Source organism: Bacillus sp. GM2, assembly GCF_056155945.1.
This window is the reverse complement of record NZ_JBRKSZ010000007.1, coordinates 196,946-220,279: the sequence shown is the minus strand read 5'-3', so window position 1 is coordinate 220,279 and position 23,334 is coordinate 196,946. Positions and strand designations below refer to the sequence as shown.

Annotated in this window: 37 protein-coding genes; 2 read left to right on the top strand and 35 right to left on the bottom strand. The window is 42.6% G+C overall.

The window, feature by feature from the left end; translation table 11 throughout:
* Window positions 1-11 precede the first annotated feature (11 nt).
* The 31 genes from ACVC9U_RS01970 to ACVC9U_RS01820 all read right to left on the bottom strand — a co-directional run bounded on the left by ACVC9U_RS01970 (window position 12) and on the right by ACVC9U_RS01820 (window position 21,143).
* Window positions 12-620 carry a major tail protein gene (locus ACVC9U_RS01970; protein WP_009329203.1) on the bottom strand — a complete coding sequence of 203 codons (609 nt, stop codon included), beginning with the start codon at window positions 618-620 and terminating at the stop codon, window positions 12-14.
* Complete coding sequence (gene gp17, locus ACVC9U_RS01965; protein ID WP_009329204.1) at window positions 620-1,000, bottom strand: tail completion protein gp17; 381 nt, start codon at window positions 998-1,000, stop codon at window positions 620-622. Before gp17 ends, ACVC9U_RS01970 begins: the two co-directional genes overlap by 1 nt.
* Window positions 997-1,380, bottom strand: a complete 384-nt coding sequence (locus ACVC9U_RS01960) for an HK97-gp10 family putative phage morphogenesis protein (RefSeq protein WP_009329205.1) — start codon at window positions 1,378-1,380, stop codon at window positions 997-999. Before ACVC9U_RS01960 ends, gp17 begins: the two co-directional genes overlap by 4 nt.
* Entirely contained in the window at window positions 1,373-1,747 is a 375-nt protein-coding gene (locus tag ACVC9U_RS01955; protein WP_009329206.1) for a phage head closure protein, read from the bottom strand. Before ACVC9U_RS01955 ends, ACVC9U_RS01960 begins: the two co-directional genes overlap by 8 nt.
* A complete protein-coding gene (locus ACVC9U_RS01950; protein WP_080626963.1) occupies window positions 1,677-2,027 on the bottom strand; it encodes a head-tail connector protein in 351 nt (116 codons plus the stop codon). Before ACVC9U_RS01950 ends, ACVC9U_RS01955 begins: the two co-directional genes overlap by 71 nt.
* Before the next feature lie 15 nt (window positions 2,028-2,042).
* Window positions 2,043-2,492 (bottom strand): collagen-like protein, encoded by a 450-nt coding sequence (locus tag ACVC9U_RS01945; RefSeq protein WP_441390073.1) that lies wholly within the window; start codon window positions 2,490-2,492, stop codon window positions 2,043-2,045.
* Window positions 2,493-2,517: 25 nt separating this feature from the next.
* Entirely contained in the window at window positions 2,518-3,834 is a 1,317-nt protein-coding gene (locus ACVC9U_RS01940; protein WP_017475036.1) for a phage major capsid protein, read from the bottom strand.
* Window positions 3,835-3,874: 40 nt separating this feature from the next.
* On the bottom strand, window positions 3,875-4,504 hold the full coding sequence (locus ACVC9U_RS01935; protein WP_025807960.1) for an HK97 family phage prohead protease: 630 nt from the start codon (window positions 4,502-4,504) through the stop codon (window positions 3,875-3,877).
* Window positions 4,494-5,738, bottom strand: coding sequence for a phage portal protein (locus tag ACVC9U_RS01930; protein ID WP_009330396.1), 1,245 nt, complete (start codon window positions 5,736-5,738; stop codon window positions 4,494-4,496). Before ACVC9U_RS01930 ends, ACVC9U_RS01935 begins: the two co-directional genes overlap by 11 nt.
* A 5-nt stretch (window positions 5,739-5,743) precedes the next feature.
* Complete coding sequence (locus ACVC9U_RS01925) at window positions 5,744-5,914, bottom strand: hypothetical protein (RefSeq protein ID WP_009330391.1); 171 nt, start codon at window positions 5,912-5,914, stop codon at window positions 5,744-5,746.
* A gap of 11 nt (window positions 5,915-5,925) precedes the next feature.
* On the bottom strand, window positions 5,926-7,635 hold the full coding sequence (locus tag ACVC9U_RS01920) for a terminase large subunit (RefSeq protein WP_009330378.1): 1,710 nt from the start codon (window positions 7,633-7,635) through the stop codon (window positions 5,926-5,928).
* The gene (locus tag ACVC9U_RS01915; RefSeq protein WP_009330377.1) at window positions 7,635-8,168 is read right to left on the bottom strand and encodes a phage terminase small subunit P27 family; all 534 of its coding nucleotides are present in this window, start codon (window positions 8,166-8,168) and stop codon (window positions 7,635-7,637) included. The genes ACVC9U_RS01920 and ACVC9U_RS01915 overlap by 1 nt, the downstream gene beginning before the upstream one ends.
* 86 nt (window positions 8,169-8,254) lie before the next feature.
* Complete coding sequence (locus ACVC9U_RS01910) at window positions 8,255-8,410, bottom strand: hypothetical protein (protein ID WP_225315929.1); 156 nt, start codon at window positions 8,408-8,410, stop codon at window positions 8,255-8,257.
* 139 nt (window positions 8,411-8,549) lie between these two features.
* Entirely contained in the window at window positions 8,550-8,924 is a 375-nt protein-coding gene (locus ACVC9U_RS01905) for an HNH endonuclease signature motif containing protein (protein WP_441390072.1), read from the bottom strand.
* A gap of 159 nt (window positions 8,925-9,083) precedes the next feature.
* A complete protein-coding gene (locus ACVC9U_RS01900; protein WP_026080869.1) occupies window positions 9,084-9,725 on the bottom strand; it encodes an ATP-binding protein in 642 nt (213 codons plus the stop codon).
* Complete coding sequence (locus tag ACVC9U_RS01895) at window positions 9,713-9,958, bottom strand: hypothetical protein (RefSeq protein ID WP_009330078.1); 246 nt, start codon at window positions 9,956-9,958, stop codon at window positions 9,713-9,715. Before ACVC9U_RS01895 ends, ACVC9U_RS01900 begins: the two co-directional genes overlap by 13 nt.
* Window positions 9,959-9,960: 2 nt before the next feature.
* Window positions 9,961-10,182, bottom strand: coding sequence for a hypothetical protein (locus ACVC9U_RS01890; RefSeq protein ID WP_048407332.1), 222 nt, complete (start codon window positions 10,180-10,182; stop codon window positions 9,961-9,963).
* Window positions 10,183-10,931: 749 nt separating this feature from the next.
* Window positions 10,932-11,312, bottom strand: coding sequence for an ArpU family phage packaging/lysis transcriptional regulator (locus tag ACVC9U_RS01885; protein WP_009329244.1), 381 nt, complete (start codon window positions 11,310-11,312; stop codon window positions 10,932-10,934).
* 147 nt (window positions 11,313-11,459) lie between these two features.
* Complete coding sequence (locus tag ACVC9U_RS01880) at window positions 11,460-12,269, bottom strand: DNA adenine methylase (protein ID WP_105979916.1); 810 nt, start codon at window positions 12,267-12,269, stop codon at window positions 11,460-11,462.
* The gene (locus tag ACVC9U_RS01875) at window positions 12,251-13,273 is read right to left on the bottom strand and encodes a DNA cytosine methyltransferase (RefSeq protein ID WP_335496456.1); all 1,023 of its coding nucleotides are present in this window, start codon (window positions 13,271-13,273) and stop codon (window positions 12,251-12,253) included. Before ACVC9U_RS01875 ends, ACVC9U_RS01880 begins: the two co-directional genes overlap by 19 nt.
* Window positions 13,274-13,295: 22 nt before the next feature.
* Window positions 13,296-13,820, bottom strand: coding sequence for a putative metallopeptidase (locus ACVC9U_RS01870; protein WP_441390071.1), 525 nt, complete (start codon window positions 13,818-13,820; stop codon window positions 13,296-13,298).
* A 2-nt stretch (window positions 13,821-13,822) separates the two neighbouring features.
* Window positions 13,823-13,993, bottom strand: a complete 171-nt coding sequence (locus ACVC9U_RS01865) for a Fur-regulated basic protein FbpA (RefSeq protein ID WP_441390070.1) — start codon at window positions 13,991-13,993, stop codon at window positions 13,823-13,825.
* Window positions 13,990-14,529, bottom strand: coding sequence for an ERCC4 domain-containing protein (locus tag ACVC9U_RS01860; RefSeq protein WP_017474876.1), 540 nt, complete (start codon window positions 14,527-14,529; stop codon window positions 13,990-13,992). Before ACVC9U_RS01860 ends, ACVC9U_RS01865 begins: the two co-directional genes overlap by 4 nt.
* Window positions 14,526-14,963, bottom strand: coding sequence for a hypothetical protein (locus ACVC9U_RS01855; RefSeq protein WP_441390069.1), 438 nt, complete (start codon window positions 14,961-14,963; stop codon window positions 14,526-14,528). The genes ACVC9U_RS01860 and ACVC9U_RS01855 overlap by 4 nt, the downstream gene beginning before the upstream one ends.
* Entirely contained in the window at window positions 14,941-15,312 is a 372-nt protein-coding gene (locus tag ACVC9U_RS01850; protein ID WP_009329257.1) for a hypothetical protein, read from the bottom strand. The genes ACVC9U_RS01855 and ACVC9U_RS01850 overlap by 23 nt, the downstream gene beginning before the upstream one ends.
* A 394-nt stretch (window positions 15,313-15,706) precedes the next feature.
* Window positions 15,707-18,124, bottom strand: a complete 2,418-nt coding sequence (locus ACVC9U_RS01845; protein ID WP_441390068.1) for a phage/plasmid primase, P4 family — start codon at window positions 18,122-18,124, stop codon at window positions 15,707-15,709.
* Window positions 18,125-18,184: 60 nt separating this feature from the next.
* The gene (locus tag ACVC9U_RS01840) at window positions 18,185-18,625 is read right to left on the bottom strand and encodes a DUF669 domain-containing protein (protein WP_017695845.1); all 441 of its coding nucleotides are present in this window, start codon (window positions 18,623-18,625) and stop codon (window positions 18,185-18,187) included.
* The gene (locus ACVC9U_RS01835) at window positions 18,625-19,557 is read right to left on the bottom strand and encodes an AAA family ATPase (protein ID WP_017695844.1); all 933 of its coding nucleotides are present in this window, start codon (window positions 19,555-19,557) and stop codon (window positions 18,625-18,627) included. Before ACVC9U_RS01835 ends, ACVC9U_RS01840 begins: the two co-directional genes overlap by 1 nt.
* 3 nt (window positions 19,558-19,560) lie before the next feature.
* Window positions 19,561-20,115 (bottom strand): host-nuclease inhibitor Gam family protein, encoded by a 555-nt coding sequence (locus tag ACVC9U_RS01830; RefSeq protein WP_017695843.1) that lies wholly within the window; start codon window positions 20,113-20,115, stop codon window positions 19,561-19,563.
* 193 nt (window positions 20,116-20,308) lie between these two features.
* Complete coding sequence (locus tag ACVC9U_RS01825) at window positions 20,309-20,584, bottom strand: YqaH family protein (protein ID WP_017695841.1); 276 nt, start codon at window positions 20,582-20,584, stop codon at window positions 20,309-20,311.
* Entirely contained in the window at window positions 20,562-21,143 is a 582-nt protein-coding gene (locus ACVC9U_RS01820; protein WP_017695840.1) for a hypothetical protein, read from the bottom strand. Before ACVC9U_RS01820 ends, ACVC9U_RS01825 begins: the two co-directional genes overlap by 23 nt.
* Window positions 21,144-21,200: 57 nt before the next feature.
* Between ACVC9U_RS01820 and ACVC9U_RS01815 the strand changes: the two genes are divergently transcribed.
* Entirely contained in the window at window positions 21,201-21,542 is a 342-nt protein-coding gene (locus ACVC9U_RS01815; RefSeq protein WP_159376597.1) for a hypothetical protein, read from the top strand.
* A gap of 24 nt (window positions 21,543-21,566) precedes the next feature.
* Here the strand turns inward: ACVC9U_RS01815 and ACVC9U_RS01810 are convergent, their stop codons facing one another.
* The 4 genes from ACVC9U_RS01810 to ACVC9U_RS01795 all read right to left on the bottom strand — a co-directional run bounded on the left by ACVC9U_RS01810 (window position 21,567) and on the right by ACVC9U_RS01795 (window position 22,622).
* Window positions 21,567-21,809 (bottom strand): hypothetical protein, encoded by a 243-nt coding sequence (locus tag ACVC9U_RS01810; RefSeq protein ID WP_017695838.1) that lies wholly within the window; start codon window positions 21,807-21,809, stop codon window positions 21,567-21,569.
* Between the two features lie 58 nt (window positions 21,810-21,867).
* The gene (locus ACVC9U_RS01805) at window positions 21,868-22,023 is read right to left on the bottom strand and encodes a hypothetical protein (RefSeq protein WP_017695837.1); all 156 of its coding nucleotides are present in this window, start codon (window positions 22,021-22,023) and stop codon (window positions 21,868-21,870) included.
* Between the two features lie 138 nt (window positions 22,024-22,161).
* Complete coding sequence (locus ACVC9U_RS01800; RefSeq protein WP_095259976.1) at window positions 22,162-22,431, bottom strand: group-specific protein; 270 nt, start codon at window positions 22,429-22,431, stop codon at window positions 22,162-22,164.
* A gap of 5 nt (window positions 22,432-22,436) precedes the next feature.
* Window positions 22,437-22,622 (bottom strand): helix-turn-helix domain-containing protein, encoded by a 186-nt coding sequence (locus ACVC9U_RS01795; protein WP_048407361.1) that lies wholly within the window; start codon window positions 22,620-22,622, stop codon window positions 22,437-22,439.
* A gap of 275 nt (window positions 22,623-22,897) precedes the next feature.
* On the opposite strand from ACVC9U_RS01795, the gene ACVC9U_RS01790 reads away from it, so the two are divergent.
* Complete coding sequence (locus ACVC9U_RS01790; protein WP_098408127.1) at window positions 22,898-23,326, top strand: helix-turn-helix domain-containing protein; 429 nt, start codon at window positions 22,898-22,900, stop codon at window positions 23,324-23,326.
* Window positions 23,327-23,334: the final 8 nt, after the last annotated feature.

Genomic DNA, 23,334 nt, shown 5'->3' with positions numbered 1-23,334 from the left:
TCCAAAATTCTTTATTTACCTAAGCCAATTGCTTCGGTTTTTGTATCTGTTGCAAAAGCAGAACCATCATATACAACTTGATTAAACCAACCATCGCCGTTAAAAGTGTCACTGTCTTCTGCTTGAGCTTTCCAGCGTCTTTTTCCTTTTGGATTTTGCAACGGCATAAAACCAACCTTAAACTTTGCACTTTCTGGGTCAGCCTTGTCTTCTGTCGTTTTCGATTCAATAGCCATTAATTCAGGCAGCCCTTTAAGAAACCAATAATACCGGTACCCGCCGGTTGATTTCTTCGCTCTGAAGCCGAAAGCCAGATGAATTGCCTTGTCTTCAGCACTTGCAAAGGAAACACCATTCTCTTCTGTGTGGCCGTAAATTTTATTCTGCAATTTTAAAGGGAGATCAGCCATTTCAGCTTCTAAATCAATGTCACCCATACTATTAAAAATGTCATACACACCATTATCAGCCCAGAATTTTGTTTGCTCTGATTTTGGGTCAACCTTTATGCTTACAGCACCCGGGATTTTTATAGGTGTACCGAATTTCAAACTCTCTTCATCGTCTTGGATGACTTCCGCACAGTGAAACATATCTAAACCATAAATTGTTTGTCCCATTACTTTTCCTCCTTAAAAAAAGCTTTCTTATATCGCATAGCTTTGTGAAAAACCTTGTCCGTCTCTTCGTATAAATCTTGAGAATCGTACCGGCCGTAACCGATTGACTTCATGAGCCGGTCAATTTCTTTTGCGATTTTGGTTTCTTGACTGACTGTATATGAATTGGTAAAAATGCTGATCTGAAAGCGAACCTCCGAAGATTGGGCCTGATTATCGGCATATGAATCATCAGCATTTTTCAATTCGGTATACATGATTCTTGGGTATGCGTTAACGTCTGAAGCGACTCTATTATGAAAGCCGCCTGTCACCAGTTCTTTTAATGAGAAATCGTTGACCAGGGCAGCGCTCAATTCTGCTTTTGCATCAAAACTCATTTGATTGGCGCTGTTAGAATGCGGGCCATTACTTCCACAGCTGACGCCTCCCCTTCATCCCTGCCTTTTTCGATAAAAGGATAAGGTGGCATTTTTGATGTCCCATACTCCAAGAATCTCGCCCGGTAAGCGACTTTTTTATTAGGCCCAATTGACACGAATTTTTCTGCGCCTTTTGATTCCCTGGCCTTTGAAACCGTAATGTTATCAGCTATATGGGGCTGATTTTTATCGCTTCGATTAACATTTTGTCGCTGGTGCTGCGCGATAATTTCCCCGCCGGCTTGCAAAGCCACATCTTCCGCCTTTTCCACGTCTTCACCGATTCTTTCAAAATATCGATCTAGGTCGGCCAGCCCTTCAAAGTTCATTTCAGCCATTGAGCCCCACCTCCTGGCACATAATTTCAAACCACTTTTTTGAATCTTCAGGATCGTTAAAGTCAAGGATGTCAAAGGCTCGGAAAATCGGTTCACCCTTTTCATTTGTGCCGATCTGTTCAACAATTTTCATATCGCGTTGAATATCTTGCCGAAACCGAATGGTGATCTTTTTAGGCGATTTAACGCCCCATGCCCCCGCAATCATAGATTCATTGTTTCCGAGAGAGCTAAACCCCTCCACAGCTCCCCATACAGTGAATACATCAACATAAGCGTCAATCCAATTCAGTTCTTCATCTTGAATCTTGGTTTTCTTTTGAAAGGTCAGGCGGTGCCGCAGATCGCTGGTCCTCTTTCTCTTCATCTTCCTGCACCTCATCATCCGTATAACGCAGCTGCGTCATTAGATTTTCAACAGTAAAAGGGATGGACGAGCCGTTTGTCCCTGACTCATACATTCCTCTGTTTTCATACCAATGCTGGACAAGCATTTTGGCCACAATTTCAAACTGTGGGTTCCCATCAACAAACCGCCCAATAGCATTGACAATATAGCTTTTCGCTGCCGCAATAAATTGCGATAACATTTCATCATCTTCAGAATGGTCCAGACGGAGATAGTTTTTCATATCCACCATATTCATGATGGTTCACCCGCCTTATTCTTGTGGCTCATTGTTCGCGGAATCGTCAGAGCCTGCCACTTTTTCTCTCAACTCATCAATTTGAGATTGAAGACTATCAAACATGGCCTTTACTTCGCTGTTTAAGTTATCCGGCATGACGCTGCCGGTACCAATGTTTTTGCTTCTGACAACATTTTCACCAAGCATTTCGTGGGTGATGCTCCCGTCTTCAATGACAGCCGGATCACCTTTCTCACCTTTGGGTCCTGGCTCTCCCTGTGGACCTTGTGGGCCGGTATCTCCTTTTTCCCCTTTTGGTCCTTGTGGTCCCTGGGGCCCTGGTTCCCCCTGCATTCCTTTAATATACAAAGGGTTGTCTTCACTGTTATTTTTCAAATAAACAGCTGTTACAGGCTTTCCTGTCCCGTCATCCTCTGCGAAAGTGTAAACACCATTACTTTGGTTTAAAAATTGATCTGCCATTTTTCATCATCCTTTTCTGTTATTTTTATTTTCCAACATCAACGGATTTTTCTTCTCTTGGGGTTTCTACTTGAGCATTTTCACCAACAACTAGATCAGTCACAATCACAGCAGCTTCAGGATCAACAACTTTCCCGTCAAAACGCTCGATTCCGCGGAAGTAAGTCTGATCAGTCAAGAAAGCATCGCCGCCAACATCTGTTGATTTAATTTCGAATTTCTGACGGTCAAACATAAAATATCCACGTTTGAAATCGCCAAAAAGAATGTGTGTTTTTTGCGTCTTCTCATCAGTAACAATTTCGTCATAGATTTCAACCGGACGCCCGAACAGAAGGAAGTTGTCTTCATCTCTAGGGTCTTCAGCCAATATCCCTCTGCCGTTTTTATCTTCAATGTTTGCCAGAGTTTCAAAGGCTTCAGTATTCATCACCCATTTTGCGTTTTTCCGATAACCACGTTTAATCTGATTTTTCACTTTCCTTAAAAACTTAATTGTAATTACTGATGGTGCTTTGAGGGTCTTAAATTTTTCGCTTGAGATGATCCCTTCAACGTTTTTCTCTCCGCCTGCTCCATAAAGGATTTCATCATTTTCTGTGACGATAGCTGATTCAGAAAGCCATTCCACAATTTCTCTTACAAAATTCTCAAATGAATCGTCTAAAAGCTCACTTGGAGCCGGCATAAATCCAGCAAACTTCTTGACGTTGTACCAGATTTGATCAAACTCCATATTTTTAAGTTCTTGAATCTGTTCTTTTTCAGCCGTGTTGTAGAGTTTTCCGGCCACTCCTTTTCGGACTGTATAACTGCCAGAAGGGGCAGTTTTAGGAACAACGCGGACCAAATTACGGACAGAGTTTAATTCCTGGATAGATTTCAAAATCTCTTTTGAGATATCATCCGGTACGGTATAGCCACCATCCTTATCACTTCCGCTAGAAAGAGAACGATTTTCTTTTAAAACCCGTTCCATCATATTTCTTTCTTCAGAATTCAAATCAGCTTCACGGCCAGTCAACACTTTGAACCACGCTTCCCGATACTCTTTTGTAGCTGTTAGAATGGTTCGGGACTCTGTTTCATTCTGGGCGCCTAAACTGCGACCCTCTCCGTCGTCCAGCGTCGGTACAAAATTGTTCCGTTCCGTTACATCCGACACATCAAGAGAACGCCCCTCCGCCATTAATTCAATTTGATTTTTCAAGGTCTTGGCCTCGTCAAGCAGCGTACGTGCCTCTTCTGTATTTCCCTCTTGCAGCTTTTGATCTGCCGCATTTTTCTTTTCCGTAAATTGTTGTCTCAATTCAATTTCTTTTTTGCTCATTTGCATTGGCATAAATGATTTCCTCCTTGTTTTTAGACACAAAAAAAGACCTCTATTCCGGGAGAATAAGGTCTAAAAGTTCTAATTCCATTTTTAAATTGTCATCCGGCAGTTTCCGGGACTCTTTCAACTGCTCTACCTTCTCCAAACTCCGCGAACCAACGACTGCCTCCGTGTCGTTATATGCCGGGGTGGTGACAAGCGAAATATCATATATACGATGGATTTTATTAATCCGCCTTTCATAAATATCTTCCTCATCATTAAACCGCCATTCATCAGCATCCGTCTCATTGTGATTTAAGGAAAAGGCAAAAGAACACTGATTTATGACGCCGCTTCTTATATTCGCCATCAAATCACGCGCGTATGACGTTTCTGACGGCTTAAAACGGAATTTGAGACCTATGTTGTCCGCTTCTAATTCGAGCCGCCCTACGTCCCCTGAGACGGTATTTCGGGCCAATGGGTAATCTTGCCGATGATTAAATAATGCAATAACATTTGAAAGATCAGCCGAATCCAAAGCGTTCCGGCTAATAATTTCCTTAAACCATCCCCCAAGCCGTTCAGACCACTTTTCAAATTTCAGTGCATATCCTTCCACAAATTCGCTTTCGCCTTCACCCTCTGAACGAACTTCAATAGGTGTGGTTAACTGCCGAATCTCTTTATCCTTCATCCTTTTTGTCACCTCCCTTCAGGGCGCCGCCGGCTTTAAGGCGCTGATATTCTTCCATAAAGTCCAGGAAAACATAGTTTAAGCTGGACATGAACTTGTCCCCGTATTCAATCGGGTTGCGTTCTATTAATGACCTAATCTCATTTCTATTTAAGGCCCCAATTTCTTGAAGTATTTTCAGGTATTCTGCCTGGGTCTTGCTGTCTCCACGTAGCTCACTATCAATATTAAATTTCACATAGTGGCCTGCGGCTGTTTCATGATCTGTGAAGAGCTTAACGTTTAGTTCTTGCTCAAAATTAACAATCCACGGTTGAAGAGTGTTTCTCACATATTCAATGGATTGGTGTTCAATATTCGAGAATGTGGCCTTATCCAGCTCATTCAGTTTGTGCAAAGGCACTTTGTAGATCATCGCTATTTGCGCTTTATTGAATTTCATTGATTCCACGAATTGAGCCTCTTGCAGTGGCATTGAGATGGATTGATATTCAAGCCCATTGTCTATAATCGCAATGTTTTCACCTTGGTTTACACGTTTCCATTCTTTACGAACATTTTCTTTGGGCTTCTCATCTAAAAATGCAGGAACCTTTAAAATTCCCCGAGGAGTTGCGTCATTTTTATAAAGCTTCGCATTATATTTTGTCGCGGCTGCCTGGGCTCCGATGTGTTCGCGGACAACGCCGACCGGTGACTTACCCTGTATGCCGTCAGTAGAAAGCCCTTTGAAATGTAGCACCTGGTGATCATATAACTCGACCGCTTTGTCATTGAGAGCCGTTTGATACCAAAGCATTCCCGTTTTCGGATTGATATAAGCATTCGTAGCGTCAGGCCGCAATGGATATAATCCTTTTGGAAACCCACTGGAATCAAATTCAATGTATGAGTAGCCATTCCCCCAAGTCAAAACATGAGTCATCATGAGTTTTTTCCACGTAAACGCGGTCATATAAGGATTAGGGCGCGCATAGATCATATACGCCACAGGATGCTCTGGTCTTCGCTCAATCCCGTTGTCTAACTTTTGGTAGGTATGAACAGGCAGTTTTGCGATATCATCAGATAATACATTCACACAGGCAAAAACATCCGGCTGCACAAGCGAATTTCTTTCATTCACTTTCTCGCCGCTTGCGGTCTGTCTGCCGCCGAACAAATTTATCAATTCATTGAAGCCACTGGCCTCAGAGGAATCTGATCGTTTTTCAAACACCCGATCAATTAGCAATTATTTCACCTCCCTTTCTTGGTCAGGAGATAGGCATAAAACATAAAAAATACACCCGTCAGAATCAGACCGATGTTCGTATTGAATCTATATGCAGCTGCAAGGATGAAGGCGGCCCCCACCACAAACAGCAGATCATTTAAAATTAAAAGCAGAAAGGCCAGGAATTTTTTCATTCTCTCACATCCTAAAAGCTAAAATTATCAGACATGAAATGTGCATTCAGGTCTACTTTTTGGTTTGTTTCGTGATACATCGCCCTGGCGTATGCATTAATGACAGCTGCAGCCGGGTCGATTCTTTGCGGAGATTTTGCTTTATCCAGCATGATATTCTCCTGAGGATCAATTTTCATGATCGCGTTATTGATTGCCCAATTTAAAACCGGGTCATCCCCGTGAACAACTTTGCCGTCATATACTTTTTGACGAAAGTCTTTTGTCGGCAAAGATAGATGATTGATTCTTTGCGGAATCTCCACCATGGTATGGCCTTTAGATTCAAGCCGTTGAGCCAAATGCAAGGCATTCCATTTGTCATATGCGGTTTCCTGTGGCCGGAACCGATGCTTGTAAATAAACTCAATGATCCATTTTTCAACTATTTGATAATCAACAGCGTCGCCAGGCGTATACGTAATGTAGCCCATCTCTTTCCACAGGTCATAAGGCACTTTATCCGTCGCCATTTTTTCTTTTGCGCGCCCTTCAGGCATGAAGGAATGTTGTCCGACATAATAGATTCCATCAAAAACACCAACCCAGCCGACTGATGTTAAGTCGGTAGTCATGGACAAATCCAGCCCAAGATATACGGCCATGTTTTCCAGATCAGGAATTTCACCGCTGCACACGCGCCATTTTGACATTTTCATATAGCCGTTATCCTTTTGATCAACCCATCGGTTCATATTCTTGGTAAGGAAGCTTCGCATTTTTTCTGGAACTTCGAGTGCAACCTTTAAGGCAGAGCGTAGTGACTCCATACCTTCTGGATACGTTGCAACAATAGGGTTGGCTTTGATCCAATTTGATTCGTCTTTTATGTCGTCATCTGGATCAAGTTCGCAGATCATAACAAAATAGTCATCGTTTTCTGTGTCGGCATCAGGATCGAGAATCTTGCTTGTATATTGGTATTCCTTAAAACATGGCCGCTCCATGTTAAACCCGGCTGTCGTGATGATTGCCATTAACGGGCTGCGCCGGGCCACCATACCACTGTCAAGCACATCATAAATCTCGCTGGTTTCATGTGCATGGTATTCATCCACAATTCCCAATGACGGGTTTTTACCGTCACCGAGCTTCCGCGCCTCCCGGGAAAGAGGCTGAATTATTGAGTTCGTTTTATACTTTTTTACCCGGCCGTTTGCGGAGGAATATTTTCCTTCGAGGATCGGAGCATGCTGCAGCTGTTCAAGAATCGCCTGGTACACTTCGTCTGACTGCTCCCGGGACCATCCAGCAATAAACACCCGATGTTTTTCGGTTGTCGGGAACACTTCATAAGAAGCCATGAGGGCGAGAAATTGCGATTTCGCATTCTTACGAGCCAACTGGATATAAACTTTTCGAAACCGGCGGGCACCGTTTTCCTTTTTAAAAAAGCCGTATACATTGGCCGCAATAAAAAGCTGAAAGTCCGTCAGCTCAATCGGCTCCCCCGCAAGTATCCCCTCAACATGTCTGAACTGCCGCGCCCATTCGTAAAAATCTAACACTGCTTCAGCGTCATAGTAAAAGGGGCAATTCGGGTCCGCTAACGCATCAACATCTTTAAAAAATCGCTGCACAGCCCATTTATGCTTTTGACAAGCCTTTATCTCACCGGAAAGTATTTTCTCGCAATAGGCCCATACACGCTCTATCAGAATTTCAGCGGTGACCTCTTGCATTACATCCGGCCCCCGAACCGCTCTTCCTCTTTTGATTTCGGCTTATCGTCATCCTTTTTAGGAATAACGAGCTTGCAGCGCGAGGAAATGGTTAAGCCCAAATCACTGGAAGCCTGCCGGCATTGTTTGAATAGTTTATCTTGATTGATAAGCAAGTCCGAATACGCTTCATTGACTACCGTTTTTTCTTTTTCCCCCACGATATTTCCCTGTTCGTCCACATCTCTGACGACTATTGTTTTCATTGGCCCCTGCTCAAGCAGCTGGTCCGTTACCTGAAGGTAAAGCTTTCGCGAATATAAAAAACGGGCGAGCGCATCAACATCTAAATTCGTCATAATTCCGATGTTTTTCAGCTCGTCCGCTATTTTTTTGAACTCCCTTTTTAAGTCTTTCGGTAAATAAGAAGGCGCCTTTACTTTGTCGCTTGGCGCCTTGATCTCCTGCTTTCTTCGTTCCTCAATCTCCTGTTTTGTCAGGTTTTTCTTACCTTTCACAAGCAATAAGTCAACCGGTTGCCTTGGTCTTGCCATTCCCTCACCTCCTTCCGAAATTTCATTTAGGGAATTTTTCAAAATGTGGAGGGGAGCGCGGTCTCTGGCGAATCCTTTCCAGAGATTTAAGGGCGGGGGGTCTCCATTTCCTCCCGCAGCTGCAGCATGGCAGTCTCTAATTCTTTTCGAGCTTGCGTGTATTTTTGTTTGTATACGTCAATTCCCTTTTGCGCTTGTGCATTGAGACGCAGCACGGTCAGTTTCTTTACCTTCTGTTGCATGCGCCTGATCTTCTCGTTCGTGTAGTAGGACGTGTATTCAGTCTGACACCGCGGACACTTGATGTAATGCTGCCGCACCCCGTTGTCATGCTTCCTAACCTTCGAACATCCTTTGATATGAAGCTTGGTTCCACAGTGATCACATACGCAGGTTTGATGTTTTGTTGCCAAAGCCGCCATCCTCCTTCGCGGTCTTCCTGCTGTGGCAGGGCGCACACAGCGGCTGCCAGTTGGAAGAATCCCAAAATAGTTTTTTATCTCCTTTATGCGGAACGATATGGTCAACGACTGTCGCGGGAACCCGTCTGCCTTCCTTCATGCAGAAAAGACAGAAAGGATGCTTTGACAGGTACCCCTGTCTTGCCTTCCGCCATTTGCTGTCATATCCCCGGCGGGAAGCAGACTCACGGTATTGATCATAGGCCGGCTTTGTTCGCTTGTGCTGTTCGCAGTAGCCTTCCCGGGTGAGAGTAGGGCAGCCTGGCTCATTGCAGGGTTTTAAAGGTTTATTCATCGCCTCGCACCTGCCATGAATCGCGTTAAGGTTAGCGCTGGACCCAGACGTATTAATCTAGGTTTACAGAACGGACGGCCAGCCAGTTGTATAAGTCCAAGCTCATAGTCGCGTTCTCTTCGTTGCTCTCGTAGGTATCTATAGCGCTGCTTACGTTCCCTATTCATACGCTCTCTCACCGACCGCCAGTTCCTTCGTCTCAACTGCTAGTGCCTTATCAGGATCGTTACCATGCTTGATACGAATATAGGTAGAACCAACCTTATCAGCTCCCCCTGTGCGCCACTCAAAATCTATCGCAATACGCTTGGTGATCCTTTCGCCTTTATAGAAAACGTGCGGGATCGAATCAATATCCTCAAGCTCAATTTGCAGCAAAGGAGTTGCTTTTTTCGATGGTGCTTCTGTACTGTATCCACCAAATACCGAATATCTGTTATCATCATTAATAACTGCCTGGTCATCCACACGAACAAATCCAGTTAGCAAAATACCAAGCTTATAGAGACGTTTAATCGCATCCCTCGGCACCCCTTCATCAAAAACGACGTTATATAGCCCGTCGACTTCTGATCCATCCACATATCCGATAATATTCACATCGGGATATTTACGATGAAAAATCTTTACAATCGCCTTATTTACAAGGACTGGATAACCATTTTCTCTCGCAAATTCCATAAGCGCAGTTGTTTTACCAAGCCGCCTTTGTCCCTGTCTTACAAAAATAAACTCATTCTTTTCAGCAGCCTTTTCCAACAACTCTAAGATACTGGCATGCGCTAAATTCAATTCAAACATGCTTCTACCTCCTTTAAGAGCTCCAATCTTTCCTTCCGATTTGTTGTTTCCGCCCAATTATTAAACTCCTGAATTCCTATGTTCACCCGTTTTAAATGGAGTTCCTTTTGTTTCTCATTCAATTCAATTTTTCTCCGGCTGACTTCAATATCATAATTGATTTGTTTTAAAAGTAGCTCTTGTTCAGTACGCCAGGCTTTAAATTGTTTGACGTACAATTCATCCTCTGACAAGGTCAGTCCCCCTTTTGTTCGGTGAACAACTCACGTATTTTCTTTTCAGCTTTTGAAAAGCTCATTTCCTGTTCACCCGGAAAATAAAAGCTGCCTTCAACTTCAGCGGATTTAAAACGAACGGTGGCTTTTATCAAAAACCCATAGGTTTCAAATCCCATTATGCTCCCATCACTAAATAGGGTTTCTCCTTTTCTCTCAATACTTTCTATAACGACTTCCATATGCAAGCCTCCTACATAAAAAACGCCCTCCCATTTGGGAAAGCGCCTGGTATATTCTTTCTAAACCGAGCCCACACTCAGAGGCCCACATTGGCCGCCAATCGTCTATTCTGAGATTCACTGGACCCGGTTTACAGAGAACATAAAACCAAGGGGTTTAAGACTGAACCCCCTGAAACGCTTGCTTTCATCCGGCTATCCGTGTGCACCCGAACGCCTTCCGTGGTCAGTAGCTACCCAAATAAAAATGCACCCAAATGGAGGGTGCAAAAAAAGGGGTAATTCTCGATGTATTTTATTTTATGCAATAAATTTTTAAAAATAAACTTGTCTACTCGCTTAATACCATAATACTCGATAGTTCAGTCTTGGACTGTCCTCTTATCTTAGTTGTACAATTCCTCCTTACGCTAAACGCTTATTCAAATTTGCGTCTCACACATACTCCGGGAGGAAGCCAAGCATTGTAAGACGGCATGTCCAAAAAACATATTTCTTACAATCTCCCGATACCAAAGCCGCAAGACTAGCGCGATCCGGCTCAGAATGTTCCTCCCGTTTGGCTTCATTCTTCATCGCCTTAATTTGAGTATCCGAATTCACCTTGATAAGGGAATGGTGCGTATCCCGTTATTTCTTGATAAGTAAATCTTATCGACAAATTACGCATAAAAATTCCCCCTCTTTATCCCCCCGATTATCGGAAAAATGTCGGGATTTTGTCGGGTTTTTCTCGATGAAAAAAGCACTCAGATAATTCCGAGTGCTGTTGCAATACGGCAGATTGCCCGCTGCTTTATTTCATAATAGGTATCCTTTTTCATGCCGAGTTCCATATAAATATTGATGTCTTTCACCCTGGCAGCCGTCAGGTATTTCTTTTCGATAATCAAACGTTCTTCATCGTCCAAGCTGTTTTGTAAAGCCCGTTCCATCTGTTTGACTTTGAGTTCATTAACGGTAAATGAATCCCGGAGGGAAGGGAAAATGTTAAAGCCGGCAGATGAACATTCTTTTTTATTCTCTAATTGGACTTTGAGCGCGCGGTAATTTTTCAGTTCTTTGATGACTATTTTTCGGACGGCCTTTTCGTCCACATCATCGAGAAAAGATAGCTGTTCCTTTGACATCCTTTCCCTCCATTCGTTCATTTTTCTTTTTCCCATTCCTGAATCCGTCTTTCCATAATCTCCATCCAGATTAATGGAGCGGCAAGAATGACGATTCCTATAATTAGATAAATCATAACTCCTCCTTATCGGCGCCCACCACGCCTCCTAATCAAATAAACTGAGCTGAGTAATTTTATAATTGAACAGCAACATTTCTTCGGCCCAGTTTCCTTTTCCGGATCCACCGACAACCTGCTTGTATGCTGAAAATGTTTCTCTCTCCCAATTTGGATAGAGCTCGAGTATCAAAGGATCATCATAATAGGAGAGAACCACTTTTCCTTTCGCCTGAATCAGCAACCGAGCCAGATCCCGATGATCCTGCTCTGTAAATCCGCCGGCATAAAACTGTTCTCGGCCAACATACGGAGGATCTACGTAAAAGAGAGTTTCCGAGCTATCGTATTTTTCAATAATCGTGCGGAAATCCTGACATTCAATCATGACACCCTTCATACGATTGGCAAATGATTGGAATGCTGTACAGGCACTTATGTAGCCACCCGCCGGATTCTGCCCACTTTTTGTACTGTGTCGCCATCCAGTTTGCGGCACGTTATCCGCGTTTCCCTTACTGATCCCAGAACGATTCATAAAGAACCACCGGACAGCCCGGTCAAAATCGTCTATTGGATAATTCTCAGATTTCCACTTTTCATAGAGCGCTCTGCTGTACGGGATGGACTCGCAAGCCTTCTGCATCTTCTTCGGATCCTTTCTGACTTGCATTAGAAAATTGACCACATTTCCGTCAATATCGTTGTACACTTCATGCGAAATTTTCGGCTTGTTTGCTATAACATGAGCCGCGCCGCCAAAAGGCTCAACATAAACCTTATGGGCAGGCATTTTGTTAATGATGTGTTCGGCATATTTTGCCTTGCCACCGAACCAGATTAAAGGTGATCTTGGCATCTTGCCGCCTCCTGTTCCATAATCGCTTTAAAGATTGGGAAAATCTGCTGAGGCACCACAGCATTTCCTAATCCTTTAATTCTGTCCACCCGATTGGGAATCCCATTAGCCACTCGACCCACGTCGGGTTCAGCTGCCCACCGTTGCCCGCCGTCATCTGTTTTCGCTCCTCTTCGGTGATAACCCCTTTTTCCTGCAGATCGATCATCGTTTGGAATGACCCGGTTCCGCCGCACATGCCCTTTGTTCTCGGAGTCGGCCATAGAACGGCATCCGGCAAGGTTTGATGATTCCAATTCGGACCAGTTCGTCCCTTCCAATCCCGCGCTGTCGGGGTCGGAAAAAGCCTCACAGCCGCGGGAAGTCCATTCCTCTTGTCGTAAGGATTTATGTTCCCCCTCTTCTCCGCATCGTTTGCTCTTGGTGTCGGCCACATCACCGAATCGACCAAGGAACGACCGCCTTGACGATTCTTGGCATCCCCCGGCCTGCTGTCCCTTGTGGTCGGAGTAGGCAACAACGAATGTTCTATCTCTTCTATGTTTGGCGTCGACGGCACAAGCCGGTATAATAAACGATTGCCCTTTGTAACCTGCACTTTCCAGGTCAAATAACGTGCGGTCGAGCTCCATATTGGCGAAGTTAGCAACGTTTTCACCAACAACCCAAGTGGGCCTGAGTTCTTTGATGATCCTAAACATTTCCGGCCAGAGGTCGCGGTCATCTTCCTTGCCTTTTCGCTTCCCGGCAATACTGTAAGGCTGGCAAGGGAATCCTCCGGAAATAATGTCAACTGTTCCACCAGGTTCGATCACTCCTTTTTCCTCTAAAAGCTGTCTATTTAAGGTGCACACATCATCAAAGATAGGGACACCGGGAAAGTTTTTTTGTAGTACCTTCTGACAAAATGGTTCTCGCTCACAAAAGGCAACTGTTTCAATACCAGCCCATTCTGCAGCAAGTGCAATCCCCCCTATACCAGCGAATAATTCAATACTTTTCATTTGTTTATTCCGCCGCCTCCCATCATTTCACCCTCTGAAGCCGCTGCTCTCTATTCACATCATCAATATTCATTTGATAGTCAGCCTCCCTGACGGCAGCAGCAAATGATTCAATACCTTTTTCCCATAGGCCATGACGCTTAATGACTTCGGAAAACTCTTCAACGTCATGCTCGCGAATCCCCCAACTGTCAGGATCGTCTGCGGGTCCGTACATAGTAACCCATTTGCTTGAGTCATTCGGATCCGGTTCCTCCCATTCCGCGCGGGTAAAATGACAAAGCTCATGATCGACCAGGGCGGCACGCTGCTCTTGGTTCATCGTCTTCCAGGCTTCCTTATTGATAAATACAAAAAGCATGTAATCGGTCATATGGCGCTCAAAGGCTGTGCATTTTTTCGCCTTCCCAGCCCACTTGCTGTTACCTTCCCGGATGTAAAAACCAATGTGCTCCTTTGCATCTTTTAAATGTGGGTGGTGCTCATCGATTAAACTTTCGGCCAGCTGCCGCACCTCTTGTGATTCTTCAAAACCTACAAATGCCATGATCATTTTCCCCTTTCAATCAATTTCTTTTTGAATATTTCGTCTAATTCAGACAATGAAAGCTCGTACAGCTGCCGACCGTCAGGCGTTTTAAAAAATCCCATTTTGAGCAGCCGCGCTTTAAGCTCGTCCTTTTTCCTTTCAAAATAAAGGGCCTTCATTAAGTCATTCACAACAGGCCCCCCTTTAACAGCTCCCGGGCCATATAATGAAAATGGTGATAGATATAGTTTCCGGTCGCGCTCGGGTTAATAAAAACGGTTGAGAAATTGTAACGGACTTCAAACGTTTTTAAGCTGCCAAGCAAGGACTGCGGCTTATATTGTGAGCGATATTTTCCGTTCAATATTTTTTGGTAGCCTTCCAGATCCTCCACAAGAAGAGTGAAGGGGTGTTTGGATGCACGAATCAATTCATTTTCAAACCGGGAACGGTCCTTAATGGATTGAACCAGTTCATCAACACCGTTTTTCCGTTCAATAGCGGCGTTCAAATACATGTCCCGACTGATACCATATTCTTCATTCTTCGGAATCATAGCGGAATAATCGCCCGTCTTCATCCCTTTGAATTTAATGGATACGTTCTTTTTGCGGAGATAGTCAAGAACATGCTGGTTCTTCTGCTCCCTCGTATCCACAATAATGATCATGCTGTCGAGAATATTTTTCATTTCAGTATCCGAATAGTTATAGTGAATAATCGTCATGATTTCTTCCCCTTAAAGTACGACATGGCCCTTTCATAGATTTCTAAAGAGAGCTTGTCCGTTTCTTCATCCTCAAAATTTGAAACGGAGCTGTTCAGATCTCTCCAGCCGTTCCCCCAAAATAGAACAAGCAACCGCGCGGCTTTGGTTGCCGCATCCCAATCATGATTGAACCAGTCGTCTATCTTTGGATTCATTTCTTGATCTATGCCCATAAAATAATTGATGATTTTATCAATGGTCTGTTTGACTTTATGATCCTGCATTGAGTATTCACCTTTTAAATACTGGATGATCCGTTTTTTATGTGACTGAACAAATTCCACAAGTTCTGGATAGACATTCTCCGGATTCTCAATATAAAGGTCATCCCCGTCCAGAACTAAAGGTGATCCCAAAAAGGCAAGGTCATCACAAATTTGTTTTGGGTGCATTTTCCTCACCTTTGACAAAGAGCTTATTTCCTTTACCTCTTTTGAATTCATAACCATAGGTAGCTACAACATTATAAAAATTTCTTTTGCCTAGTAATAAGCTTTTGATCCACTTTTCATATTCTTGATAAAGTTGTTTAGCCTCAATCTGTTGTTCGGAAATTTTAGAGGAATACTTTTTCAAAAATGTTGATATTAATGATTGTTCATCATTTTCATTCCGAACACTTAGTTGTTTTTCTAAGTCTTCAATGACTTTGTTCAACCTATCAATTTCTCTTTTTTGATTGATATACAATTTATTTTTTTCCGTTAAGGTCATTTCATCTATTTTCATTATTGAATTCACGTTTGAAATCTCCTTTCATCAATTTCTCACAGTCGTTTCCAGATAATGTCGTTACTTTTGTTACTTTTTCAAAAAACACGCCTCACTCTTACTCTCCCAAGGGATTGAACGTTTTTTTGTTACTTTTGATACTCAAATATTTATTAACGCCCTATAAATAATTAATATATATATATATTTATTTATTTTTTATTTATTTTTTATTTATTTTTTCAGTAGAGGGAACATAGCAGAAAAGTATCAAAAGTAACACCAGTTTTTAACAAAAGGCCTAAACCCCTTATTGTATCAACGTTTATAGCCGATTCCATAAATTGTATAATGTTACTTTTTTGTTACTTTTTAATCGAGAAGAAAAGCCGTATTTTAAATAAAACCCTTCTCTAATTAATTTTTATAATTTTTTTCTTTGAATACTTGTGACATTACTTTTTAATTCCGATGGATTCTGCCCCTGTTTCAAAAGATTTAATTGCTTATGCAAATCTCGGTTTTCTTTTATTAAACCGATCCCATCAAAATAATTTTTGTTATAGTTGCCGCGATATTTTTTAAATCCACGAATTTCGAGTTGCCGATAAAATGCCCGGTTCTTCAGTTCAATTTCGTCATTTTCAAAACACCAGTCTTTGTAATCTTTATAGAGCTCCTTGGCCTCTACCTTGGCCTTCGGATACTGGATGCATCTTTCTTCCATGAATGGACCGAGAATGTCCATATCATCCCGATATCCTTCCGTCGCCTTCCTGATCGCTTCAGGTTCTCCCAGACCTTCCTTCTGCCACTTCAAACAGCCTTCAACGGCCCAGCGAAGGATCCCAGGCATTTCCGCAGCCAGTTTCTGCGGCAGTTTCTTGTCTACTTTTTCTTTTGGGATCGTGACAGTAAACGGAATCAACCGGATCCGGCGCCAAATACCCTCATCGCTGCCTTTAACGATCGGTTTATGGTTTGTGGTAAAGAAGACTTTAAATTCCGGCGTAAACTCAAAATACTCCTGTCGCAGGAAACGTGCTGACATCTTTTCACCGCCGGTGATCTGCTTCACCAACGATTCAGACAGCTGCTGCCCTTCTTCACTCTCAACGGCCGACACAAACCGGGCGCCGTCCAGCCGGGCAATATCATTGTTTATGGCACTGTCATTTTTCTTCTTTATGAAGGTGTCGCTGTTGGTCTGGCGGCCATAATCCCCAAACAAGTGCTGAACGGTATTGATAAAAGTTGATTTACCATTCCGGCCATTCCCGAATAGAAAAAACATGACTTGCTCCGTGGTATCCCCGGTCAGTGAATAGCCAATTGCCTTTTGCATGAAATCAATAATTTCATAATTTGGCGCGCCCTGGTCATCTATAAAAATGCTTTCCAAAAAAGCTTTCCAGTTCGGGCAGTCGGCGTCCGGTTGATACGAGATAGGGGATATTTTCGTAAAAAGCAGATCCCGATCATGTGGCAGAAGTTCTCCTGTTTTCAGATCGATAATACCGTTATCGCAATTAAAAAGATAATTGTGGGAATCCAGTTCCTGCTTCCTCACTGAAACCATTGGCCGCACATCTAAAATTGTGTTCATCCTGATGTTGCGACGCTCGCACTTCTTCGCCCAATCGTTCAGCTGCTTTTTTCGGAATTTGTCTTCCGTGGCTTTTGCTTCTCCATACAACGCCCGTAATGTTTTGGCGGTGATAGCTTCAATTTTTCGTTTGCTGTCTTCTTCCCATCTCTTCCCGTTCCAGATCAGCCAGTCAAGCTCGTTACAATATCGAATATTTTTTCCGTGGTAGTAGACAATCCGTTCAGCATTGCCGAGCTCCGTCAAATGAAAAACCGGCGGGGTGTCAATGATCTCTTCCGTATCCTCAACTTGAGAATTATCGGGATGGGAAATATACACTTCATACGGCTGTTCCTGCTGCTCTTCCATCAAATCAGAAATTGTCGTATGGGTAGAATAAACGGCTGCAGCAATGGTCATTTCTCCATATGTAGAGCCGTCAGATGAATGCTGTCGATCCCATTTCTCCCGAAACAACCCTGACTCCCGAAACATCGAATCCATTTTTGTGGGATCCTTATCCGTCCAGAATGCCAGGTGATTACATAAAGCCATATCTGTGGCGGAGTGATCATCATTTATCAGATGACCGTTAAACAGATCCTGAATGCTCTTCCCGTTCTTGCTGTTGAACATCCTTTCCCATATCTCCTTATTGGAGAGATTGCTCATATCACGGGATGAAGCAGCAGGCGGGTTGGACGGTTTCGATTCTTCTTTTTTGTCCTTCAAATATTTATCGAACAGCTCTTTGAGCTCGTCCGTTCGTTCTTCAACTGCCCCGATCCCAAGGCTGTTGCCGGTAAAGGTAAAATAGCGGCCATGGCGGTATACTTCCAGCCCGAGTTCCGGATTTTTTCTCCCTGTGCCCGGCCCGCGCAATGGGATCTTACCTTTTGTAATAATATGGACGCCCTTGCCGCTGGGCGAATATTCGGTGTAGCTGCCAATCGCCTGAACAATTTCCTCAGCGAACGGGGACAAGACACCATCCTCCACACAATGATCTATGTCTATGCCGATGAACGGATCATCTTTTGAAAACATGAAGCCGATCCCGTCATAATCTCGATCGTTATAAAATTTCAAAACGGTCGGGAACGTCGACCAGGTTCTTTTATTACTGGATTGAGCCATGCTGCCGTCAATCTGGTATGGCACTTTTGTTTGCTTACCGTCACGTTCTTCGGAACGCCATAAAATCCACTGAGGGGCGTTTTTTAGCTCTTGCGGTATGTTCTTAAATTCGTACATGTGATAACTCCCCTTTAAAAACGAGGGAGCTATACACTCCCTCAAATGTGTTTTTTATGATCAAAACGGTACATCATCGTCACTGATATTAATCGGTTCGGCTTCCGGCGCTGGCGCCTCAGACGGCTTAAACGCTTTGACTTCCGGATATTTTTTGCCGTTGTGCTCTCGTTCTCCGACAACCAGGCGAACCGGTTTATTCAGGAACGCGTTAGCCCATTCGATATGATCCTTAAATTGCATTCCGTTTGGAAAACCCGCGGCCTTTGATGCTTGGTGAAATCTCCACATTGCATTTTCCGTAACGGTGAAATTGTCGTATAGGATTTTCTGGCCCTGACATGGTTGCTCAACGTCAGAACGGATTTCATAGTCTACGACAAGGCGCTTATTTCCGGATGAAGCTGCTGTTTTCTCCTCGAAATTGATAACTGTGGCCTCATATTCTCCTGGTTTAATCGGTTCAAAAGCTTCACCTTTGCTGTGGTCTACTGTAAACATTATTTTTCCTCCTTAGTCTTTAAATCTTGTAATCTATCAAGTGCGGCAGATGCCAGCTTAATAGTCCATTGTTCAAGTTTTTTATTTGCTTTGATCTGAAATTCTTCAATCATCTGCGCAGCTGTTTCGTTGCCAGCGACGATTGTTTTAATTTCATCAATCAAACGGATACGTTCGGCTTCTTCCTCTGCTTTCACGTCAATACCGAGCTCAAGCCACTGATAAAGTTTGCGGCCGACTTCCGGGTTTAGCTTGATTGAAGATCCTTCAAACATTCGCGTATTGTCTTTTGAGGTCTCAGCCATATGATCAATGTCAATATTAAAGTTGAGCATAAACTCGTATTCCATTTCATCTTTCTGTACAGGTTTTGTCCCAACCTTACGAGGAGCCATTTTACCGTTATTATCAGGCTCCACTACATACTCCGTTTTTGTTCTCAATGTCGCTAAGATGTGAACATCATTTTGCGTTAACGTCTTAATGAGCTTGGTTGTTTCCGGCGCAAGCTTGCCCCAGTTTTGAAAAGAGTTACCGGACATGCTGCCATGTGTTTCAACTATTCCGCCTTCACCCTGCCAGTTGTGTGAGAGTGAATCAATTACGACAACCTCAGCACCGGCGTTCTTAATCGCTTCTACAGCCATTTGATAACGCTCAGTTGTATACGGCGGTGTAAAATCAATATGCTTAAAGCTACCGATGCGAATTTCATCAAACTGTAAATTAGCGTACAGTTTTGCGCGTCGGTGCTCAGTATCAACGACACCGATCTTTGACCAGATTACCTCGTCGCTTACTTCTGGGTATGCTTCACGCATCATTCCGTAAGCTACCAGCAGGGCGCCGGCTGTTTTACCGGAACCACTTGGACCGATAAATCCCACAATTGCTTTTTCCTTTTGACGCTGCGCGTCTGTTACTTGAAACATCCCTTACACCTCCACTTTGAAGCTGACTGTTTCTGGCTGCACTTCTACGCCGGGGACAGCTTGTCCATTTGAATCAATTACGATCGGTTTACCTTCAATCTCAGTGACAGTCAATGTCTTCTTAAGATCACCCCATGCCACAGACTCTTTTATAAATTCAGTCATGCCAGCATCTTTCACATGATGCAGAAGTTTTTCCTTGTCCACTTCTTTAGGCGCTGCTTTTGTTGTCCGGCTTTTTGATTTCCCATAAGGTGTGGAAAGTGTTTTTGCCTTCGGGTCTTCCTGCAGTTGCTTTGTATGATAGACACTCACCAAGTTTTCAAAGAATGAAAGACTGTCAGCTAAAGGCTTAAGCTCCTGCCTTTCCCATTCTTCAATACGTTGCTTTTCTGTGGCCGCCAGCGCTTTGATTTCCTTTTCCTGCGACTTAAGAGCAGCTATTTTCCGGAAAGCCCAGTTCAGGCTGTTCATATCAGTGATTTCAAACTGTGGACGGTCCCCCGGCAGTTCGCCGTTGTTAATTTCATTTAATTCAAAATCCTGCAATGGATTCATATCAGACACCTTCCTCTATTTGATTTTGTTGAGAATTCCATTTAAAATGGAGTTGCTTGTTTGTTTTTAGTCCACATAGCCGTGTGGGCTTTTTTATTGGTCTTCTTCATCGGTATCCTCTTCCCGACCCCGTTCATACTGCAGATACTCTTTTGGGTAACCATAACGGTTAATTTCTGTTATGATTGGATGCTCAAGATTCATATACAGGCCTCTTTACGATTGAGACATTAAGACCTTTGCTTAGAAACTGACTTGCAATTTCATGTAGCTGAACGACTTGTTCAGGATGATGCATCTGTTTGATTTCCTTGAACATTTCAGCAGCTGACAAACAGAGATCAATACATTCATCGAAATTGTTGTCCTCTATTTCATCTGGAAGCAATTCGTTCAGCAGAAACTGTGCGGATGCCAATTTACGTTTAGCTTTTTCCTTATCTGATTTAAGAAAATGATTTAAGTTCATGTTTGAGCTCCTTTCTTTTTAGAAAGAAAATACCGTTAGGATTTGACCCGTATTTTCTTCTAAAAGTTTGATTCCCTTTTCGCTGAATCTCATGTCGAGACATCAAAGGTGTGGTAGCCGCGGTATATGGATCCCAACCTTTATTAGTCACCCGGTTTTGTAGATTTGTATAACTGACACCGTTCGATTCAGCTAACCTGACAAGATCTTCTGAGAATTTACGGCGCTTGGTTCTTGGGGAGAGTTCACACATTCTTTTCATATGTTCGTTTTGATCTATTTTTGGTGTTGTAGCCGCCTTTTCGCTATCCCATCCCATCTTCACTCTTCCATAGAAGACAGATCTCGAGACGCCATTTTCTTCAGCAAACTTTCCCCATTTACTCCATTCCACTCTGAATTTATCCCGGTCTTGGAACTGAACCGGTTCGGTTAATGCTCGCTGTTTGCTCCAACCTTTCCTACGTATTCGCCAGATGAGTGTGTCCTTACATATCCCGTTTGCCTCAGCTTGTGCAAACTCTTCTGGTGTAATATAGAAATCATATGGGTGAAACATTATCGATCCTCCTTTTTTGGTATAATGTTCCTATCAAGATAATAGGAGGTGAAAAGAATGGTAGTTGTTGCAAAAACTCTTGATGATTTCTCACATATCGTTAGGAATCATGGTCTAAATGGAATCGAGCCAGTTCACATTTATTATTCATGCGATTATGAAGATATTGCTTATAATCAAATTGTTGAACCTGGCCGTACATATAAATACACCCTTGCTCTTTTTTCAACGATTCAAACAGTTTTCCATAGTGGAACATTTGATATCCAATCTGCCAGGGAAGTCGGCCAAACAATAAGTAATTTGAAAAGTGAATTTGGATTCCGTCCTGAGTTATGCCAAACATTAGAATTAATTGATGGAAACATAATCGCTTCAAATTTCATGGATATGGTTTAGTAATCTAATAGCGTCCCTAGGGCGCTATATTTTTTTCAGTAAGATGCTGTTTATCTCTTGTTTAACAAGTCTTTTAGCATATTCGGCAATAACTTGTTCAGTTTTTGGCTTATATCTAAATTGATCTAAACAATGTAGTAAGTCTCCATATGTCTGACAAAATGTTTTGAGTTGTCTAATGAGGTCTTTTGCTGTATTCTCCAAAGCTTCTTCATATTCAACTGATTTGATTTTTACTTTTTGCATTTCCGATCTATAAGGCTTCACTTTCTTTTCTCCTCCCATGGGTGTCCATTTTAGCGACTCCCTTTCTTATCTTCTTTGATTATTGAAGCGACAGAATTAATGCAGTAAGAGACAGAATGACACAAATACTACTGACTATAATTCCAATTAAATGAAATCTTCTGCTATCCATTTGATCACCTCCAACCTCTTCAACCTCTGTTGCCGCAGGGGTTGATTTATTTTGTTTGGTCATTTTTCTCTCTCCTTTTATTTCTAGATATGCTTCTTCACAAAAGCTTGATAAATCTTCATAAAACGCTCCGCCTCACTTAATGCAAGCCATTCTTTTGTTTTGATCTTCATTTTTCTCACCTTCCTCATTTAGTAGGGCTTAATGCCTTGGCTGTTCAGCCAACCAGGTCAATAGAAATTTTTCGCACTCTTTTGCTGGAAACAGCCATTTCTTTCCGACTCGATACTTAGGAAAGCGAGGGTCGTAAAAGAACGTGTCCTTTATGAAATTAGGGCTCATGTTGGTCTGTCGACACAGTTCTTTCATGTCCCAGAACGTAAATTGATTTTTAATTTCATTCAGGTGTTTGCGCATTTCATCAAGAAATTGGCGTTCAATTTGTTCTTGATCTACCCGAACCGTTAGCATGCCTATTATGAAACCTCCTTCATATCAAGGATTTTGACAATTTTCTCTCTGACTTTTTTGCCCTTTCTTTTACCAAGTAAAATGTCAGAGAGATACGCATTCGAAATGTTTAGCATCTTTGCTAAATCCTTTTGCTGCATGTCGTTAAGAATTAACCAAGTCTTAACCTGCTTTCCAAAATCCAGTTCCAAAGCCAAAGAAAACACCTCCTTTTTATATTTTCAGCTAAATATTCAGCTTTTTTATTGACTTTTTTTATCCAATTGGATAAAATAAAGCCATAGCTAAACAAGCCTACAATTATAGCCTTTACGTTTGGGGACGTGATCTGCGGCTTTTATTTTGTAGTGCCTAAAAAGCTGAATAAGTAGCTTATGGACATAGTATATTATCCATTCGGATAAATGTCAACACATTTTTATCTATTTGGATAAAAAAGTCCCTGAGCTTATTAAGGGTGATTAATTTGACAACGTTCGACAGGGTTAAAAAACTTGCTGATGATCGTAGAATATCATTAACTGAGTTAGCTAAACGCGTAGATATGGGGGTGAATTCATTATATAAATGGAAAACCCAAAAACCTGCAGTTGATAAGCTACAGAAAGTTGCCGATTACTTCAACGTTTCTGTTGACTACCTTCTCGGCAGAACAGAAAAAGAAAACTTTGAGCCTGAGCTAACTGCTAAAGATGAAAGAGATATACAGAAAGAGCTACAAAAAATTATAGAAGGGTTAGAAGGCAAGAACGGTTATGCCGCATTTGACGGCCAAACTCTTGACGATATGGATGAAGAAGACAAAGAGTTATTAATCGCCAGCCTGGAAAATTCCTTACGTCTCGCTAAAAGAATTTCAAAACAAAAATTCACTCCTAAAAAATATCGTAAGTAGGTGCCTTT

Coding starts and splice junctions, on each gene's coding strand:
- ACVC9U_RS01970 (WP_009329203.1), bottom strand. CDS start 620: ATGGGACAAACAATTTATGGTTTAGATATGTTTCACTGTGCGGAAGTC.
- gp17 (WP_009329204.1), bottom strand. CDS start 1,000: ATGAGTTTTGATGCAAAAGCAGAATTGAGCGCTGCCCTGGTCAACGAT.
- ACVC9U_RS01960 (WP_009329205.1), bottom strand. CDS start 1,380: ATGGCTGAAATGAACTTTGAAGGGCTGGCCGACCTAGATCGATATTTT.
- ACVC9U_RS01955 (WP_009329206.1), bottom strand. CDS start 1,747: ATGAAGAGAAAGAGGACCAGCGATCTGCGGCACCGCCTGACCTTTCAA.
- ACVC9U_RS01950 (WP_080626963.1), bottom strand. CDS start 2,027: ATGAATATGGTGGATATGAAAAACTATCTCCGTCTGGACCATTCTGAA.
- ACVC9U_RS01945 (WP_441390073.1), bottom strand. CDS start 2,492: ATGGCAGATCAATTTTTAAACCAAAGTAATGGTGTTTACACTTTCGCA.
- ACVC9U_RS01940 (WP_017475036.1), bottom strand. CDS start 3,834: ATGCCAATGCAAATGAGCAAAAAAGAAATTGAATTGAGACAACAATTT.
- ACVC9U_RS01935 (WP_025807960.1), bottom strand. CDS start 4,504: ATGAAGGATAAAGAGATTCGGCAGTTAACCACACCTATTGAAGTTCGT.
- ACVC9U_RS01925 (WP_009330391.1), bottom strand. CDS start 5,914: ATGAAAAAATTCCTGGCCTTTCTGCTTTTAATTTTAAATGATCTGCTG.
- ACVC9U_RS01920 (WP_009330378.1), bottom strand. CDS start 7,635: ATGCAAGAGGTCACCGCTGAAATTCTGATAGAGCGTGTATGGGCCTAT.
- ACVC9U_RS01915 (WP_009330377.1), bottom strand. CDS start 8,168: ATGGCAAGACCAAGGCAACCGGTTGACTTATTGCTTGTGAAAGGTAAG.
- ACVC9U_RS01910 (WP_225315929.1), bottom strand. CDS start 8,410: ATGCAACAGAAGGTAAAGAAACTGACCGTGCTGCGTCTCAATGCACAA.
- ACVC9U_RS01905 (WP_441390072.1), bottom strand. CDS start 8,924: ATGAATAAACCTTTAAAACCCTGCAATGAGCCAGGCTGCCCTACTCTC.
- ACVC9U_RS01900 (WP_026080869.1), bottom strand. CDS start 9,725: ATGTTTGAATTGAATTTAGCGCATGCCAGTATCTTAGAGTTGTTGGAA.
- ACVC9U_RS01890 (WP_048407332.1), bottom strand. CDS start 10,182: ATGGAAGTCGTTATAGAAAGTATTGAGAGAAAAGGAGAAACCCTATTT.
- ACVC9U_RS01885 (WP_009329244.1), bottom strand. CDS start 11,312: ATGTCAAAGGAACAGCTATCTTTTCTCGATGATGTGGACGAAAAGGCC.
- ACVC9U_RS01880 (WP_105979916.1), bottom strand. CDS start 12,269: ATGCCAAGATCACCTTTAATCTGGTTCGGTGGCAAGGCAAAATATGCC.
- ACVC9U_RS01875 (WP_335496456.1), bottom strand. CDS start 13,273: ATGAAAAGTATTGAATTATTCGCTGGTATAGGGGGGATTGCACTTGCT.
- ACVC9U_RS01870 (WP_441390071.1), bottom strand. CDS start 13,820: ATGGCATTTGTAGGTTTTGAAGAATCACAAGAGGTGCGGCAGCTGGCC.
- ACVC9U_RS01860 (WP_017474876.1), bottom strand. CDS start 14,529: ATGACGATTATTCACTATAACTATTCGGATACTGAAATGAAAAATATT.
- ACVC9U_RS01855 (WP_441390069.1), bottom strand. CDS start 14,963: ATGCACCCAAAACAAATTTGTGATGACCTTGCCTTTTTGGGATCACCT.
- ACVC9U_RS01845 (WP_441390068.1), bottom strand. CDS start 18,124: ATGTACGAATTTAAGAACATACCGCAAGAGCTAAAAAACGCCCCTCAG.
- ACVC9U_RS01840 (WP_017695845.1), bottom strand. CDS start 18,625: ATGTTTACAGTAGACCACAGCAAAGGTGAAGCTTTTGAACCGATTAAA.
- ACVC9U_RS01835 (WP_017695844.1), bottom strand. CDS start 19,557: ATGTTTCAAGTAACAGACGCGCAGCGTCAAAAGGAAAAAGCAATTGTG.
- ACVC9U_RS01830 (WP_017695843.1), bottom strand. CDS start 20,115: ATGAATCCATTGCAGGATTTTGAATTAAATGAAATTAACAACGGCGAA.
- ACVC9U_RS01825 (WP_017695841.1), bottom strand. CDS start 20,584: ATGAACTTAAATCATTTTCTTAAATCAGATAAGGAAAAAGCTAAACGT.
- ACVC9U_RS01820 (WP_017695840.1), bottom strand. CDS start 21,143: ATGTTTCACCCATATGATTTCTATATTACACCAGAAGAGTTTGCACAA.
- ACVC9U_RS01815 (WP_159376597.1), top strand. CDS start 21,201: ATGGTAGTTGTTGCAAAAACTCTTGATGATTTCTCACATATCGTTAGG.
- ACVC9U_RS01805 (WP_017695837.1), bottom strand. CDS start 22,023: ATGACCAAACAAAATAAATCAACCCCTGCGGCAACAGAGGTTGAAGAG.
- ACVC9U_RS01800 (WP_095259976.1), bottom strand. CDS start 22,431: ATGCTAACGGTTCGGGTAGATCAAGAACAAATTGAACGCCAATTTCTT.